15 protein-coding genes are annotated in these 15,214 nt (G+C 74.5%); 7 read left to right on the top strand and 8 right to left on the bottom strand.

The genetic code is table 11. The features are described 5' to 3' along the window. Positions 1-410: 410 nt before the first annotated feature. Positions 411-989 (bottom strand): hypothetical protein, encoded by a 579-nt coding sequence (locus KME80_RS34435; protein ID WP_219510853.1) that lies wholly within the window; start codon positions 987-989, stop codon positions 411-413. Between the two features lie 182 nt (positions 990-1,171). Here KME80_RS34435 and KME80_RS34430 point away from each other — a divergent pair, with 182 nt between their 5' ends. Next, positions 1,172-2,314: a lipase family protein gene (locus tag KME80_RS34430; protein ID WP_219510851.1), complete on the top strand. Its 1,143-nt coding sequence runs from the start codon at positions 1,172-1,174 to the stop codon at positions 2,312-2,314. A 94-nt stretch (positions 2,315-2,408) separates the two neighbouring features. After that, the gene (gene npdG / locus KME80_RS34425; RefSeq protein WP_219510850.1) at positions 2,409-3,062 is read left to right on the top strand and encodes an NADPH-dependent F420 reductase; all 654 of its coding nucleotides are present in this window, start codon (positions 2,409-2,411) and stop codon (positions 3,060-3,062) included. 6 nt (positions 3,063-3,068) lie between these two features. Here npdG and KME80_RS34420 read toward each other — a convergent pair whose 3' ends face one another. Genes KME80_RS34420 through KME80_RS34395 form a run of 6 tightly spaced genes read right to left on the bottom strand, consistent with a single transcriptional unit; the run spans position 3,069 to position 8,790 of the window. Beyond that, complete coding sequence (locus tag KME80_RS34420) at positions 3,069-3,674, bottom strand: response regulator transcription factor (protein WP_219510847.1); 606 nt, start codon at positions 3,672-3,674, stop codon at positions 3,069-3,071. Next, the gene (locus KME80_RS52955) at positions 3,671-4,873 is read right to left on the bottom strand and encodes a sensor histidine kinase (protein ID WP_219510843.1); all 1,203 of its coding nucleotides are present in this window, start codon (positions 4,871-4,873) and stop codon (positions 3,671-3,673) included. The genes KME80_RS34420 and KME80_RS52955 overlap by 4 nt, the downstream gene beginning before the upstream one ends. An 8-nt stretch (positions 4,874-4,881) precedes the next feature. Continuing rightward, positions 4,882-5,592 carry an ABC transporter permease gene (locus tag KME80_RS34410; protein ID WP_219510840.1) on the bottom strand — a complete coding sequence of 237 codons (711 nt, stop codon included), beginning with the start codon at positions 5,590-5,592 and terminating at the stop codon, positions 4,882-4,884. After that, positions 5,589-6,476: an ABC transporter ATP-binding protein gene (locus tag KME80_RS34405; RefSeq protein WP_219510838.1), complete on the bottom strand. Its 888-nt coding sequence runs from the start codon at positions 6,474-6,476 to the stop codon at positions 5,589-5,591. Before KME80_RS34405 ends, KME80_RS34410 begins: the two co-directional genes overlap by 4 nt. A 45-nt stretch (positions 6,477-6,521) precedes the next feature. Continuing rightward, positions 6,522-7,220, bottom strand: a complete 699-nt coding sequence (locus KME80_RS34400) for an alpha/beta fold hydrolase (protein ID WP_219510837.1) — start codon at positions 7,218-7,220, stop codon at positions 6,522-6,524. Between the two features lie 55 nt (positions 7,221-7,275). Next, positions 7,276-8,790: an aminotransferase-like domain-containing protein gene (locus KME80_RS34395; protein WP_219510834.1), complete on the bottom strand. Its 1,515-nt coding sequence runs from the start codon at positions 8,788-8,790 to the stop codon at positions 7,276-7,278. A 60-nt stretch (positions 8,791-8,850) separates the two neighbouring features. On the opposite strand from KME80_RS34395, the gene KME80_RS34390 reads away from it, so the two are divergent. From KME80_RS34390 to KME80_RS34380, 3 genes are read left to right on the top strand one after another with little or no spacing between them, the layout of a single operon-like run. Then, positions 8,851-10,023, top strand: coding sequence for a trans-sulfuration enzyme family protein (locus KME80_RS34390; protein ID WP_219510832.1), 1,173 nt, complete (start codon positions 8,851-8,853; stop codon positions 10,021-10,023). A 27-nt stretch (positions 10,024-10,050) separates the two neighbouring features. After that, positions 10,051-10,347 (top strand): ArsR/SmtB family transcription factor, encoded by a 297-nt coding sequence (locus KME80_RS34385; protein WP_308126043.1) that lies wholly within the window; start codon positions 10,051-10,053, stop codon positions 10,345-10,347. Further along, complete coding sequence (locus tag KME80_RS34380) at positions 10,347-11,267, top strand: threonine/serine dehydratase (protein WP_219510831.1); 921 nt, start codon at positions 10,347-10,349, stop codon at positions 11,265-11,267. The genes KME80_RS34385 and KME80_RS34380 overlap by 1 nt, the downstream gene beginning before the upstream one ends. Positions 11,268-11,354: 87 nt before the next feature. Here the strand turns inward: KME80_RS34380 and panB are convergent, their stop codons facing one another. Beyond that, positions 11,355-12,182, bottom strand: a complete 828-nt coding sequence (gene panB, locus KME80_RS34375) for a 3-methyl-2-oxobutanoate hydroxymethyltransferase (RefSeq protein WP_219510829.1) — start codon at positions 12,180-12,182, stop codon at positions 11,355-11,357. A gap of 135 nt (positions 12,183-12,317) precedes the next feature. On the opposite strand from panB, the gene KME80_RS34370 reads away from it, so the two are divergent. Together KME80_RS34370 and KME80_RS34365 are read left to right on the top strand one after the other, a co-directional pair. Continuing rightward, positions 12,318-13,571: an MFS transporter gene (locus KME80_RS34370; protein ID WP_219510827.1), complete on the top strand. Its 1,254-nt coding sequence runs from the start codon at positions 12,318-12,320 to the stop codon at positions 13,569-13,571. Positions 13,572-13,662: 91 nt separating this feature from the next. Then, on the top strand, positions 13,663-15,213 hold the full coding sequence (locus KME80_RS34365; protein ID WP_219510825.1) for an MFS transporter: 1,551 nt from the start codon (positions 13,663-13,665) through the stop codon (positions 15,211-15,213). Position 15,214 lies beyond the last annotated feature (1 nt).

The following is a 15,214-nucleotide window of genomic DNA, read 5'->3' as shown; positions in this document are numbered from 1 at the left end:
CGACGGCCCGCGCACGGCGGACCGGCCGCGTCCTGGGCTGGTCTGCCCCGTACATGCTGGTCGCCGTACGCGGGCGCCGGTCTCCGCCGTCCACCCCCTCGCCGACCCGGCGCCGGGAAGGGGGCGGTCCCAGCGCGTACGCGCGCCTCAGCCGGGCCGCCGACTGCCTCCGGGGCGGCCACCTCCGAAGGGCCCGGCACCCCGAAGGTCAGGACCTTGAAGGGACGGCCACCGCTGGAGGGCCCGGCACCCCGAAAGGCCCGGCACCCCGAAGGGTCAGGGCCCTGAAGCAACGGCCACCGCCGGAGGGCCCGGCGCCCCCGAAGGGACGGCCGCCACTGGAGGGTCTGGCCACTCCAATGGCCCGGCCGCCACCGAAGGGGCGGGCGGTCGGAGGGGCCTGAACACCCCTAGTCGGGGATGTGGGGGCCGCTTACTCGGGTGAGGAGGCGGGCGAGGCGATCGCGGAGGCCGGGGCGTTGGGGGATCTCGCCGGCGGCGGTGCTGACGAGGTGCTGGGCGCCGTCGAAGGTGACGGGCCCGCGGGCGGGGACGGCGAGCGAGTCGTGGGCGAGGCTCGACAGTTCGGGGTCGCCGGACTCCAGGGCGAGGATGGTGGCCCCGGTGCGGCGGGCGTCGTCGACGCGTTCGAGGAGCGGGACGGGCGCCTGCTGCCCGGCGACGACGAACAGCGTCTCGCCCCGGGCCGCCTGCTGGATGCGGTCGAGGGTGACGCTGAGGTGGGGCGGGGCGCCGGGGGGCGGGGACCAGCGCACCAGCGTGGGGGTGAGCTGGGGCAGGTCGGACAGGCGGGCTTCGTCGGCGAGGTGGGCGGTCAGGTGCCAGGGTTCGTCGTCGGGGGTGCCGACGAGCAGCAGGCCGCCGGGGGTGCGGGTGGTCCGGAGGGCGCGGCCCAGCTCGCGGGTGCGTTCCACCCAGCCGGTATCGGCGAGGAGCTCGCGCAGGAGGCTGACCGATCCTGAGTCCATCCACCCATGGTGCATGACTGGTGCCGTTTCGGTGACCGTTCTCCCGGATGTGCCGTTCGGGCGTCGCAAATCTTCTGACAGATGGTGTCATTTCGGGCCTTGACAGGTGGTTACTCCCGGGTAACGATCGGCTCGCGGCGCCGCCGTCCCGTGAGCGATCCCACCCTGAGGAGGGGCGGCACATGAGATTACGTGTCCGCGTCAGCATGTCCATCGCCCTGTTACTGATCATGTCCCTCGTCGCCGCCCCGGCTCGGGCGGAGTCGGCGGGGGACGTCGTCTCCGCCGAGCCGACGACCGTCTACCTGCTGCCCGGCGAACTGCTGAAGGTGCCGGTGAACGCCTGGCACGTCGTCTACCGCTCCACCTCCGCGACCGGCCAGCCCAACGCCGTCTCCGGCACGCTCCTGGTGCCCAAGGCCGGCTACCCGCTGGGCAGGCGGCCCATCGTCGGCTACGCGCCCGGCACCCACGGGCTGGGCGACCAGTGCGCGCCGTCGGCCGCCATGCGGCAGGGCACCGAGGCCGAGCTGGCGTTCGTCAGCCTGCTCCTGCTCAAGGGCTTCGCGGTCGCGGTGACCGACTACGAGGGGCTCGGCACGCCGGGCCAGCACACGTACATGGCGGGCGTCTCCCAGGGCCACGCCGTGCTCGACGCGATCAGGGCCGCGACGCGCGTGCCCGGCGCGGGGCTGTCCGACCGCGCGCCGGTGGCGGTCATGGGCTACTCGCAGGGCGGCGCCACGGCCGGCTGGGCCGCCGAGCTGCACGCCTCGTACGCGCCGGAGCTGCGGCTCAAGGGCGTCGCCGCGGGCGGCGTGCCCGCCGACCTGCACGCTGTGGCCGACCACCTCGACGGCACCGCCGACTTCGGCCTGGCCGCGGCGGCCGGCGTCGGGCTCGACGCCGCCTACCCGGAGCTCGACCTGGAGGCCGACCTCAACGAGCGGGGCCGCGCGCTGCTGGCCGACGCCGCCGACGACTGCGTGGGCGACCTGGACGAGCTCGCCGGGCTGAGCTTCGCCGACCTGAGCCCCGTCGACCTGCTGAACCAGCCCAAGTGGCTGGCCCGCCTCGCCGAGAACCGGCTCGGCTCGGCCACGCCGAGGGTGCCGCTGTTCCTCTATCACGCGCGCGGCGACGAGACGATCCCGCACGCGGTCGGCGCGACCCTGCGCGACGAGTACTGCGCCGCCGGCGCGAACGTCCGCTGGGCGTCGCTGTCGGCCTCCAGCCACGTGCTCGGCGCCGTCCAGGGCGGGCCGCTCGCGATCGAGTGGCTGGCCCTGCGCCTGTACGGGCTGCCCGCGTCGGGCAACTGCTGACCGCCACCCCACCGGGCCCGCCATCCCCGGGCCCGGTGGGCAGCGGCGGCCCCGGAGGGACGCGCTGACCTGCCGGGCTGGCATGATCGAGCCTATGACTGACGTGAGCGGGCTTTCCATCGGCATTCTCGGCGGCACCGGTGACCAGGGGAAGGGGCTGGCGCGCCGGTTCGCGCTGGCGGGGCTCCAGGTGGCGATCGGGTCGCGCAGCGCCGAACGGGCGCGGGAGGCGGCCGAGTCCATCGGCTCCGGCGCGACCGGCGGCGCCAACGCCGACGTGGCCGCCGGCGCCGACATCGTGATCGTGGCCGTCCCGTACGACGGGCACAAGGCGCTGCTCGAATCGCTGACCGCCGAGCTGGCCGGGAAGATCGTCGTGGACTGCGTGAACCCGCTCGGGTTCGACAAGCAGGGCGCCTACGCACTGCCCGTGGCCGAGGGCAGCGCGGCGCAGCAGGCGGCGGCGGTGCTGCCCGGCAGCCGGGTGGTGGCCGCGTTCCACCACGTGTCGGCCGTCGTGCTCCTGGACCCGGCGGTGGACGAGGTGGACCTCGACGTGCTGGTGCTCGGCGACGACCGGGAGGCCACCGACACCGTGCAGGCCCTGGCCGGGGTCATCCCGGGGGTGCGCGGCGTCTACGGCGGGCGGCTGCGCAACGCCCACCAGGTCGAGGCGCTGACCGCCAACCTCATCTCGGTGAACCGCCGCTACAAGGCGCACGCCGGCGTGCGGATCACCGACATCTGACGGCGGTCACAGCCAGCCGGCGTCCTCGGCGATGCGGATGGCGTCGATCTTGTTGCGGGCGCCGGTCTTCGTGATCGCGCCCGTCAGGTAGTTGCGCACGGTGCCCGGCGACAGGTGCAGGCGGGCGGCGATCTCCTCGGCGGGGGCGCCCCTGGCCGCCTCCTTCAGCACCGTCGCCTCGCGCGGTGTGAGCGGGCTCTCGCCGTACTCCATCGCCGACGACACCAGCTCCGCGTCCAGCACGCGCAGCCCGGCGGCGGTGCGCCTGACGGCGTCGGCCAGCCGGTCGCCGGGCGCGTCCTTGACCAGGAACGCCTCGATGCCGGCGGCCAGCGCGCGCCGCACCTGGCCCGGCTGGCCCAGCGCGGTCAGCACCAGGATCCGGCACGACGGGAGGCGTTCGCGCAGCTCGGCGGCGGCGGTGATGCCGTCGACGCCCGGCAGGTCGATGTCGACGATCGCCACGTCGGGGCGCGTCCGCAGGGCGGCGGGCACGATCTCGTCGCCGCGCGTGACCTCGGCGGCCACCTCGAGGTCCGGCTCCAGCCGCAGCAGCGCCGTGAGGGCGGCGCGGATCATGTGCATGTCCTCGGCCAGCAGCACCCGGATCACGCCGGCACCTCCAGCGCCAGCAGGAACCCGTCGGGGCCCGACCGCGCCGCGTGCAACGTGCCGCCCGCCTGCTCCACCCGCTCCGCCAGCCCGACGAGCCCGCCCCCGGCGGGCGGCTCCGTGACGGCCGCGTCTCCGGGGACCGGATGCGCGTACCCGCCGGACATGGCGGCGGGCAGGGTGGCGGACATGGTGGCGGGCGGGGTGACGCCGTCGTTGGCCACTTCCAGGCGGAGCCGGCCGGCGTGGGCGGAGGTGGTGATCGTGCAGGTGGTGGCGCGGGTGTGGCGCAGGACGTTCGTGGCGGCCTCGCGGACGGCCCAGGCGAGCGCCTCGTCGGCGTGCCGGGGCAGCGGCGCGTCGGCCAGGTGCGCCTGGCAGCTCACGCCGGACGACTCCAGCAGCGCCACGGCGCGGTCGACCTCGCCGGTGAGCGACAGCCTGCGGTAGCCGCGCGCCACCTGGCGGACGTCCTGGGCCGCCTCCCTGGCCACCTTGACGAGCGCGGTGACCTCGCCGTGGGCGGCGGAGGGGTCGCGGGGGATCAGGCGCGCGGCCAGGTCGCCCTTGAGCGCGATCGCGGTGAGGCTGTGGCCCAGCCCGTCGTGCAGGTCGCGGGAGATGCGCAGCCGTTCCTTGAGCACGGCCGCCTCGGCCAGCTCGGCCCTGGCCTCCTCCAGGTCGGCCGACACCCGGACGAACCGGACGAGGGCGTAGCTGAGCGCGCCGGTGATGGGGACGGTCATCAGGTAGAAGAGCATGACGACGGGCGGAAGAACCTGGAAGAGCCCGGCCCACATGTAGGCCATCATGAGGCCGACCGTCGCGGCGCCCCAGCCCAGGGGCAGGAACACCAGCGCGGCGCCGGCGAGCATCGGCGCGGCCACCGCAGAGTAGCCCGCGGGCAGCAGGTAGTCGGGCACGTAGGTGACCACCGCCTGCAGCAGCACGGTGAGCGGGAACAGCGGCGGCCGCGCGCCGCGCAGGGCGGCCCGCATGTTGACGTGGTTCAGCCCGACGACGCCCGCCATCGCGGCGCTGGCCACGAGCCCGTTCGCCAGCGTGCCGGTGAGGAAGTAGAGCAGCCCGATGATCGAGTAGGCCACGGACACGGCGATCAGCAGGCCGCTCGCCAGCCGTCGTGCGGAGGACGCGGAGGACGCGGAGGAGACGGCGGAGGAGGCCGGGGAGGACGTCACGGCCACGATTATCGCCGAGGCTCCCACCTGAACCACCGCAGCGCGACCAGCCCGGCGGCCCCCCAGGCGGCCAGGTTGAGCGCGGGCGCCAGCACGTCCCCCCGGGCGACGGCGTCGACCACGGCGCTCGTCGGCAGCAGCCCGAGCAGCGTGCCGGCCCAGCCCGGCAGCGGGATCGGCATCGCGCCCGCGCCCACCGCGGCGAGCAGGAACACCGGCATGGTGTACGCGGCGGCCAGCTCGGCACGGGGGATCGCGGCGGTGTAGGCGGCGCCGAGCACGGCCATCACGGCCGACCCGAGCACCACGGCGGCCGCGTACAGCACCGGGTCGGGCGGGAACGGCACGTCGGCCAGCACCCGCACCGCGACCGTGGACAGCGCGACGAGCGCCACGGTCTGCGTGACCGTGCTGGCGATCTGCCCGGCCAGGATCTGCGCGTCGGTCAGCCTGCTGGTGCGCAGCCGCTTGAGCACGAGCTGGTCGCGCCGGCCGGTAAGGGCGACGGCGATGTTCATGAACGTGGTGATCGACAGCAGGATCGCCAGCGTGCCCTGGAAGATCTCGGTGGCGGCGGTCACGCCCTCGGAGGTCACGTTGCGCATGAGCACCGGCATGCCGACGGCCAGCCCGACGGGCGTGACGACGGAGGCGAAGAGCATGGCCTTGTCCCGCCAGAACAGCCGGGTGCCGAGGTTGTAGGCGGCGGCGAGGGTCATCGAACGCTCCCGGGCAGGTCGAGGAAGAGGTCTTCGAGGGTGGCGGCGCGGACCTCCAGGCCAGCCAGCCGCAGGCCGCGCCCGGCGGCCCAGGTCAGCAGCGTCTGCGCCGCCAGGTCAGGGTCGTCGGCGCGGCACACGGCCAGGTCGCCTTCGCGGGTGACGGGCAGCGGCAGGCTCTCCGGGTCCACCCCGTCGGGCAGCCGGAACGCGACCCGGCCGCCCCGCGCGGCCAGCGTCTCGGCCATGCCGCCCGAGGCGACGATCCGGCCCGCGTCCATGACGGCCAGGGACGAGGCGAGCCGCTGCGCCTCCTCCAGGTAGTGGGTGGTCAGCAGGACGGTGGTGCCGCGCCCGGCGAGCTCGCGGATCACCTGCCAGGTGTCGCGGCGGCCCTCGGGGTCCATGCCGGTGGTCGGCTCGTCGAGGAAGAGCACGTCGGGGCGGCCGAGCAGGGCGAGCGCCAGGTCGAGCCGCCGCTTCTCGCCGCCGGACAGCTGCCGCACCCGGGTGCCCGCCTTGGCCGACAGCCCCGCCAGCTCCAGCGCCTCCCCGCCGGGCCGGGGCGCGGCGGTGAAGCCGCCCCACGTGTCGACGGTCTGCGCCACCGTCAGGTCGGGGAAGAACCCCGCCTCCTGGAGCATGACGCCCGTGCGCTGCCGCACGGCCGCCCGGTCGGCCACCGGGTCGAGGCCGTGCACCCGCACCGTCCCGGCGTCGGGCCGGCGCAGCCCGGTCAGCAGCTCGACGGTCGTGGTCTTGCCGGAGCCGTTCCTGCCGAGCAGCGCGAAGATCTCTCCCTGGGACACCTCGAACGAGACGTCACGCACGGCCGGGAAGCCGCCGTAGCTCTTGCCGAGCCCCCGCACCTGAATCGCTGTCATGCGGACGACTCTTCCGGAGCCGGCGCCGCGGCGGCAGTGAGGAATTCACGACCTGCGCGAGAGCTTCAGCAGGGCGGCGGTCACCCCCTCGGGGTCGACGAGCTGGTGCAGGTGCAGGCCGGGCGCGTGCAGCACCGGCCAGCCGCGCCGGCGCGCGTCGTCGGCCACGGTGTCGTACGGCGGCCCGTACCAGAGGCAGGAGCAGCGGACGGCGTCCCACCCGGCGGGCACCGGGACGGGGTCGGTGTAGAAGGCGAGCGGGAGGCGCGGCTGCTCGGCCTCCACCCGGGCCCGCGCCGCCGCGTCGGGCGGGAACATGGGGGCGACGTCCTGCTCGCCCCACCAGTCGGTCCAGCGCGGCAGCAGCCCGTCGTCGCCGGCCAGCTCGCGCAGGAACGGCAGGAAGTCGTCCTGCCCGGGGCGCACCAGGCCGCGCGGCGGCGGCAGGTGGGCGTCGGCGAACACGCACGCCACCACCCGCTCGCCCAGCCCCTCCTTGATCACCGGCACGAACAGGCCGGCGTTGCTGTGCGCGGCCAGCACGAGCGGCCCGCCGCCGGGCGCGGCCTCCTGGACCGCGTCGCGCACGGCGGCGACGACGCGCGGCCAGTAGGGCGCGGGGCCGGCCGTCACCCCGGTCAGGTCGGGCACGACGGCGGTGTGGCCCCGGCGCTCCAGCGCCGCCGCCACGGGGGCCCAGGTGGACGGTCCCACGCTGGGGCTGTGTACGAGCACGAACGTCATGTGCTCACCTTGCCGCACCCGGCCCGCCCGGCGGCGGCGTGTCAGCTACCGGCGATCAGACGACGAGCGGCTGCCGGGCGGCGGGCCTGGCCGTGCCGTCGTAGGCGTCCCAGGCGGCGGCCAGCGCGCGCACCGCCCGGGACAGCTCCTCCTCCGGGAAGAGGAAGTGCAGCCGCAGGTGACGGGGGTGGCCGCCGAGCGGGTCGAAGGAGCGGCCCGGCGGCACCGCGACCCCGTGCCTGAGCGCGACCTGGGCGAAGGAGTCGGCGTCGCCGCGCGGCAGCCGTACCCAGATCGTCTGGCCGCCCGCGGCGGGCTCGAACGACCACGACGGCAACAGGGCGCGCAGCTCGGCGCGGAGGTGGTCGTGGCGGGCGCGCAGCTCCGCCACGCGCGCCCGCCGGATGCCGTCGAGGCGGCGCAGCAGCGCGGCGGCGGCGAGCTGGCCCATCACCTCGCCGCCGAGGTCGTGCACGGCGCGCAGCCGCGACAGCCGCGACGCCAGCGCGGCGGGGGCGCGGATCCAGCCGATCCGCAGCCCGCCCCACACCACCTTCGACAGCGACGCGATCGTGATCACCTGCTCGCCGCGCGAGCCGGGGAAGCCGCGCGAGCCGGGGGAGCCCGGGGAGTACGCGGCGAGGGGCGGCGGGGTCTCGCCGGTGAAGCAGAGCTCCGCGCACACCTCGTCGTCGATCAGCGGCACATCGTGCCGGGCGGCCAGCTCGGCCAGCCGCCGCCGCGCTCCGGCGGGCATCACCGAACCGGTCGGGTTGCTCGCCGTCGGCACCGCGTACACCAGGGCGGGCCGGTCCCTCATCGCGGCGGCCACGTCCGGCACGGAGGCCGCGCCAGGATCCGGGCGGGCGGGATCGAGGGCGGGATCGAGGCGGGCCGGGCGGACGACGGCGGCGGCGTGGCGGAAGACCTCCAGCGCGCCCGGGTACGTCGGCGAGCCCGTCAGGACCGTGTCGCCCGGCGTCAGCAGCAGCCCCGCGAGCAGGGTGAGCGCCTGCTGCGCGCCGTTCGTCACGACGATCTCGTGCGGGGTGGTGGGCAGCCCCCGGCCGGTGTAGTAGTCGGCCACGGCCTGGCGCAGCGTCGCGTTCCCGGCGGGCTGGTAGCCCAGGTCGCGCACGCCGGACAGGGCGGCGGCGGCCTCCGCGTACGCCTCGGCCAGCTCGGGCGGCGGCTCGTCGGGGGCGGCGCAGGTCAGCAGCGCCACGCCGTCCGGCGGATGCAGGATGTGCATGAGCAGCGGGTTGGCGGGCACGCCGTCCAGCGAGCGGGCGGCGGACAGGTCCATCGGGGCGACCCGGGTGCCGCTGCCCTGCCGGCGCACCACCCGGCCCTCCTGCTGGAGCAGGTCGTAGGCGGCCACCACGGTGCCCCGGCCGACCGCGAGCCGCGCGGCCAGCGCCCGGTCGGGCGGCAGCGTCTCGCCCGGGGCCAGCACGCCGTCGTCGACGAGGGCCCGCAGCCGGGCGGCCAGGAGCAGGTAGAGCGGCCCGCGCCCGGACGCCCACCGGCCCAGCAGGTCGACGAGATCATCGAGATTGGCCCCATTCATGAACCAATTTTGTCAGATTGGCCCTGACTTACCACGGCATTTCCGGAGACGCTTACCGTCATGAGCGCATACCGCCCCGAAACCCGAGCGGTCCACCTGCCCCAGCCCCCGGTCGAGGGCAGCCGCCCGATCGCCGTCCCCCTGTACCAGACGTCCGGATTCGTCTTCGACGACCCCGCGGTCATGGCCGACGCGATGAGCCGCCCCGACGGCTCGTTCGTCTACGGCCGCTACGGCAACCCGACCGTCCGCTCCCTGGAGGAGGCGGTCGCCGACCTGGAGGGCGGCGCCGCCGCGATCGCCACCGGCTCCGGCATGGGCGCGATCAGCACCGTCCTGCTCGGCCTGCTCAAGCCCGGCGACCACCTGATCGCCCAGCAGGCCCTGTACGGCGGCACCGCGGCGATGATCAACGAGCTGGCGGCCAGGTTCGGGATCGAGGTCGGCTTCGTCCCCGAGAACGACCCCGACGCCCTGCGCGCGGCGGTGCGGCCCGAGACCAGGCTCGTCTACCTGGAGACGATCGCCAACCCGATGGGCCGCGTCGCCGACCTGCCCGGCATGTGCGCGGCGGCCCGCGAGCTCGGCGTCCCGGTCGCCGTGGACAACACCTTCGCCACGCCCATGCTGTGCCGCCCGATCGAGCACGGCGCCGACATCGTCCTGCACTCCACGACCAAGTACCTGTCCGGGCACACCGACGTCGTCGGCGGCCTCGCGGTGTTCGCCGACGACGCCCTGCACCGGAAGACGTGGCACTTCGCCATCGAGCTCGGCGCGTCGGCCGACCCGTTCGCGGCCTGGCTGACGCTGCGCGGCCTGCAGACGCTCGCCCTGCGCATGGAACGGCACTGCGCCAACACCCGGCTGCTGGCGACCCGGCTCGCCGAGCACCCCGCCGTGGCCGCCGTGCACTGGCCCGGCCTGCCCTCGCACCCGTCGTACGAGCTGGCGGGCAAGCTGCTGCCCGACTTCGGCGGCGTGCTGGCCTTCGACCTGACCGGCGGGCGGGCCGCGGGGGAGCGGTTCATGCGCTCGGTACGGCTCGCGCTGCTGGCCCCGTCGCTGGGCGGCGTCGAGACGCTCGTCCTGCACCCGGCCACCACCTCCCACCGCGCGCTGCCCGCCGAGGAGCTGGCACGCCACGGGATCGGCGAGGGCACGGTACGGATCGCCGTCGGCATCGAGCACCCGGAGGACCTCTGGGCCGACATCGAGCAGGCTTTGACATAGCGCTTAGGCATTTAGGAAAATGCCTAAGTGCTGTCCGATCTGCGCGCGCTCGCCAGCGAACCGAGGCTGCTCATCCTGAGCTGGCTCAAGGACCCGGTCGCACACTTCCCGCCCCAGGTCCACGGCGACCTCGTGGACGACGGGGTGTGCGCGCAGTTCATCGCGAACAAGCTGGACATGACCCAGCCGAGCGCCACCGGGCACCTGAAGATCCTGGAGCGTGCCGGGCTCATCCGCGGCAGGCGCATCGGGCAGTGGGTGTTCTACCGGCGCGACGAGGAGCGGATGGCGCAGCTCAAACGGACGATCGTGGAGGAACTGTGATGCCGGTGTCGTACGAGGACGTGGTGGCCGCCGCCGGGCGCATCGGCGGGCATGTGCTGCGCACCCCGGTCCTCGAGGTGTCGCCCGGCCTGATCCTCAAGCTGGAGCTGCTCCAGCACTCCGGGTCGTTCAAGGTGCGGGGCGCGTTCAACCGGCTGCTGTCGGCCGGGGAGGTGCCGGACAGCGGGGTGATCGCGGCCAGCGGCGGCAACCACGGGCTCGCCGTCGCCCACGCCGCCCGCGCGCTCGGCGTCCGGGCGGAGATCTTCGTGCCGGAGGTGACGAGCGCGGTCAAGGTCGCCGGGCTGCGCGCGCTCGGCGCGGAGATCACGCAGACCGGCGCCATCTACGCGGAGGCGGCCGAGGCCGCCGCCAAGCGCGCCGCCGAGACGGGCGCGCTGTCCGTGCACGCCTACGACCAGCCCGAGGTCGTCGCCGGGCAGGGCACCGCCGGGCTGGAGCTCATGGCCCAGACCGGCGGCGTCGACACCGTCCTGGTGGCGGTGGGCGGCGGCGGCTTCGCCGCCGGCATAACCGTCGGCGCCGGCGCGGCGGGTGGTGAGGGGCCGCGGATCGTGGCCGTGGAGCCCGAGCGCATCCCCACCTTCCATGCCGCGCTGGCGGCCGGGCGGCCGGTCCCGGTCGAGGTGAGCGGGGTGGCGGCCGACGCGCTGGGCGCCAGCCGCCTGGGCGAGCTCGCCTACGGCATCCTGGCCGGGGCGGGCGCGCGGAGCGTGCTCGTCAGCGACGAGGCCATCGTGGCGGCCCGCCACACGCTGTGGGCCGAGCACCGCGTGGTCGCCGAGCACGCGGGCGCCACCGCGTACGCCGCCCTGCTGTCGGGCGCGTACGAGCCCGCGCCGGGCGAGCGGGTCGCGGTGCTGGTGTGCGGCTCCAACACCGACCCGGCCACCCTCTGAGCGGGCCGGGACGGGCGTGACCCCGTCCCGGCGGCGGCGCCGTGCGAACGCGCGCGTCCCTCCCGGGACGATGGCCGGGTAGGGGCGCTAGCGGTAGGTGTGCTCGGCGGCGGGGAAGGCGCCGGAGGCGACGTCGCCGGCGAACTCCCGCACCGCCCGTTCCAGGTCGGCGTCCAGGTCGGCGTAGCGCTTGACGAACCGCGCCGGCTCGGGCGTCAGCCCCATGAGGTCCTGCCAGACGAGCACCTGGGCGTCCGTGGCGGGGCCCGCGCCGATGCCGATCACGGGGATCGCCAGCGACGTGGTCACCCGTTCGGCCAGGTCGGCGGGCACGCACTCCAGCACGAGCGCGAACGCCCCGGCCCTGGCCAGGTCCTTGGCGTCGGCCATCAGCTCGTCGCCGGCCTGGCCGCGCCCCTGGACCCGGTAGCCGCCGAGCGTGCCGACCGACTGCGGCGTCAGCCCGAGGTGCGCCATGACCGGCACGCCGGCCCCGGTCAGCGCCTCGACCTGGGGCAGCACGCGGCGGCCGCCCTCCAGCTTGACGGCGTGCGCGCCCGCCTCCTTCATGAAGCGGGCCGCCGTCTCCAGCGCCTGCGCGGGCGAGGACTGGTAGGAGCCGAACGGCAGGTCGGCCACGACGAGCGCGCGGGACGAGCCGCGCACCACGGCCGCGGTCAGCGGCAGCAGCTCGTCGACGGTGACCGGCAGGGTCGAGTCGTGCCCGTACACGACCATCGCGGCCGAGTCGCCCACGAGCAGGACGGGGATGCCCGCGCGGTCGAACACGCGGGCGGTCATCGCGTCGTAGGCGGTGACCATGGGCCACCGCTCTCCGCGCTGCTTGGCCGCGGCGAGGTCGCGGACGGTGACACGGCGGCCGGTGACGCCGCCGTAGAGGGACGGTGAAGACATGGGTCAGCCTCCAGAAACGTCTCGAGGCGCCCCGGTGGCGTCCCCGGACTCCTCCCGATGATGTCACGCGGAACAAACCGGTGGCGAAAGTGTCGGTGCTCCTTGACACAATGGCTCGGGAGGTAAGCAATCACCATGGCTATCGAACCTTACCGGCGCCTGTTCCGGCTGCCCGGTGTGGGCGTTCTGCTCCTGGTCGGCCTGCTGGCCAGGGTGCCCTCGACGGCGACGGGCATGGCCCTGACGCTGCATGTCGTCAAGGGCCTCGGGCTCGGCTACACCCAGGCCGGCGTGGTCACGATGGCGAGCACCGTGGGCATGGCCCTCGGCTCGCCGCTGTCGGGAAGGTTCGTCGACAAGTACGGGCTCCGTCCCGTGCTGATCGTCACCACGGCCGCGCAGGCCGCGTTCTGGGCGGCGGCGCCCTCGCTGCCCTATCCGGCGCTGATCCCCGCGGCGGCCCTGGCCGGGCTGCTGGGGCTGCCGGTGTTCAGCGTGATCCGGCAGTGCATGGCCGCCATGGTGCCGCTGGACCAGCGCCGGGTGGCCTTCTCGCTCGACTCGATGTTCGTCGAGCTGTCCTACATGGCCGGGCCCGCGCTGGCGGTGTTCGGCATGACCGCCTTCGGCAGCGGGCCGACGCTGGCCGTCATCGCCGTGGGCCTGACGGGCTCGGGGCTGGCGCTGATCGTGCTCAACCCGCCGGTCAGGTCGGAGGCGGAGCTGGCGGAGGCGGTCGTCAAGGTGCCGCGCCGCCAGTGGCTCACGCCCCGGCTGGCCGCGCTGCTCGGCACCACGGCCGCCGCCACGTTCGTGCTCACCGCCAGCGAGCTGGCCCTGGTCGGCAGCATCGAGGGCGCGGGCCAGACCGAGTGGATCGGGCTGGCGGTCGGCATCTGGTGCCTCTACTCGCTGATCGGCGGGTTCGTCTACGGCGGGCTGTCGCGCGGGTTCTCGCCGCTGGTGCTCATCGGCGGCATGGGGCTGCTGACCGTCCCGGTGGGGCTGGTCTCGGGCGGCTGGTGGTGGCTGGTGCTGGCGCTGCTGCCCGCCGGTCTGCTGTGCGCGCCATCGCTGTCGTCCACGGTCGAGACCATGACCCGCTGGGTGCCGGCGGCGGCCAGGGGTGAGGCGATGGGGCTGCACGGCACCGCCCTGCTCATCGGCGGCGCGGCGTCTGCGCCCATCGCGGGCGCGGTCATCGACGCGCACGGCTCGGCCTGGGCGTTCGCGGTGGCGGGGCTGGCCGCGGTGCTGATGGTGCTGGTGGCGCTGCCGTTCTGGCGAGGCGGCGCGAGCCGGGGCGACGAGGGCGGCGGCAAGGGCGGCACCGCGGCGGAGCGCCCGGACGAGGCCTCGGAGACGGTGCCGGACGAGCTGCCCGCCTGAGCTAACGAAACGATACCGTTGCGTATCGGAATGCCTTGCGATACGGTGGCGTAGCGAAACATTGCCGTATCGAAATTAAGGCTTCCCTTTGATGGACGAGAACACAGGACACCCACGCCGCTGGGCCATCCTCGGCGTGCTGGTGTTCAGCCTGCTGGCGGTCGTGATCGACAACACGATCCTCAACGTGGCGATGAAGACCATCGCCGACCCGGTGGCGGGGCTGGGGGCGACGCAGAGCGAGCTGGAATGGGCGATCAACTCCTACACGCTGGTGTTCGCCGGGCTCCTGTTCACCTTCGGCGTGATCGGTGACCGCACCGGGCGCAAGCGCATGCTGTTCGTCGGCATGGTGCTGTTCGGCCTGTCGTCACTGGCCAGCGCCTACGCCCAGGACCCCACGCAGCTCATCATGGCCAGGGCGGCGATGGGCATCGGCGGCGCGGCCATCATGCCCGCCACGCTGGCCATCATCTCCAACGTCTTCCCGCCCGGCGAGCGCGGCAAGGCCATCGGCTTCTGGGCCGGCGGCGTCGGCCTCGCCGTGGCGGTCGGCCCCATCACCGGCGGGCTGCTCATCGAGCACTTCTGGTGGGGCTCGGTCTTCCTGATCAACGTGCCGATCGTGCTCATCAGCCTCGTGCTCATCGCCACCGTCGTGCCCGAGTCGCGTGACCCCAAGCCGTCCAGGCTCGACCCGGTCGGCGTGCTGCTGTCGATCGTCGGCCTGGTGGCCGTCGTCTACGGCATCATCCGGGGCGGCGAGCTGGCCACGATCGCCTCGGCCGAGGTCCTCGTGCCCACCCTGGCCGGCCTGGCGGTGCTCGCCGTGTTCGTCTGGTGGGAGCGGCGCATCGACAACCCGGTCTTCGACGTGCGCAGCTTCGGCAACGTCCGGTTCAGCTCGGCCATCGGCATGATGGGCATCGTCTTCTTCGCGATGATGGGCGGGATGTTCTTCCTGACCTTCTACCTGCAGATCGTGCTGGACTACAGCCCGGTGCAGGCGGGGGCGCTGATGATCCCGTTCGCCGCGGCGCAGCTCATCTTCGCGCCGCTCAGCCAGCGGATCACCCAGCGGTTCGGGGCCAAGCTCTCGGCGACGGTCAGCCTGACCGTGGTCACGCTGGCGCTGGCCTCCTACGCCTTCTTCGACCAGAACACGCCGATCGTGCTCATCGAGGCGGTGTTCTTCGTGCAGGGCGCGGCGATGGCCAACGTCATGCCGCCCGCCACCACCGCGATCATGGAGTCGCTGCCCCGGGAGAAGGCCGGCGTCGGCTCGGCCATGAGCAACACCGTCCGGCAGGTCGCGGGCGCGCTCGGCGTGGCCGTGCTCGGCTCCGTCCTGTCCTCCAGCTACCGGGGCGAGATCGCGCCCGCGCTGGCCGGGCTGCCCGCCGACGTCCAGCACGCCGGTGGCGAGTCGGTCATGGCGACCGTCGAGGTCGCCCGGTCGCTCGGCGAGCGCGGCCAGGCCCTGCTGCAGCCCGCTTTCGACGCCTTCGTCCACGGCATGCACACCACGGCGTGGGTGTCGGCGGCCATCGGCCTGGTGGGCATCGCCGTCGTGGCACGCTGGATGCCGGGAAAGCCCCGGCCGGCGCAGCAGGCGGAGCAGAAGGAACCAGCGGTAGTGTGAG

It is taken from the genome of Nonomuraea ceibae, from assembly GCF_019396325.1.
GTDB classification, from domain to species: Bacteria; Actinomycetota; Actinomycetes; order Streptosporangiales; family Streptosporangiaceae; genus Nonomuraea; species Nonomuraea ceibae.
Note: the sequence above shows the minus strand (reverse complement) of the source record. Positions and strands in the feature narration are given on the sequence as shown.

What these genes read in the sequence shown, in the direction of transcription:
- KME80_RS34390 (WP_219510832.1), top strand. Translation starts at nt 8,851, where the DNA reads ATGAGCGCATACCGCCCCGAAACCCGAGCGGTCCACCTGCCCCAGCCC.
- KME80_RS34410 (WP_219510840.1), bottom strand. Translation starts at nt 5,592, where the DNA reads ATGACCCTCGCCGCCGCCTACAACCTCGGCACCCGGCTGTTCTGGCGG.
- KME80_RS34380 (WP_219510831.1), top strand. Translation starts at nt 10,347, where the DNA reads ATGCCGGTGTCGTACGAGGACGTGGTGGCCGCCGCCGGGCGCATCGGC.
- KME80_RS34400 (WP_219510837.1), bottom strand. Translation starts at nt 7,220, where the DNA reads ATGACGTTCGTGCTCGTACACAGCCCCAGCGTGGGACCGTCCACCTGG.
- panB (WP_219510829.1), bottom strand. Translation starts at nt 12,182, where the DNA reads ATGTCTTCACCGTCCCTCTACGGCGGCGTCACCGGCCGCCGTGTCACC.
- KME80_RS34430 (WP_219510851.1), top strand. Translation starts at nt 1,172, where the DNA reads ATGAGATTACGTGTCCGCGTCAGCATGTCCATCGCCCTGTTACTGATC.
- KME80_RS34365 (WP_219510825.1), top strand. Translation starts at nt 13,663, where the DNA reads ATGGACGAGAACACAGGACACCCACGCCGCTGGGCCATCCTCGGCGTG.
- KME80_RS34435 (WP_219510853.1), bottom strand. Translation starts at nt 989, where the DNA reads ATGGACTCAGGATCGGTCAGCCTCCTGCGCGAGCTCCTCGCCGATACC.
- KME80_RS34370 (WP_219510827.1), top strand. Translation starts at nt 12,318, where the DNA reads ATGGCTATCGAACCTTACCGGCGCCTGTTCCGGCTGCCCGGTGTGGGC.
- KME80_RS34395 (WP_219510834.1), bottom strand. Translation starts at nt 8,790, where the DNA reads ATGAATGGGGCCAATCTCGATGATCTCGTCGACCTGCTGGGCCGGTGG.
- npdG (WP_219510850.1), top strand. Translation starts at nt 2,409, where the DNA reads ATGACTGACGTGAGCGGGCTTTCCATCGGCATTCTCGGCGGCACCGGT.
- KME80_RS34405 (WP_219510838.1), bottom strand. Translation starts at nt 6,476, where the DNA reads ATGACAGCGATTCAGGTGCGGGGGCTCGGCAAGAGCTACGGCGGCTTC.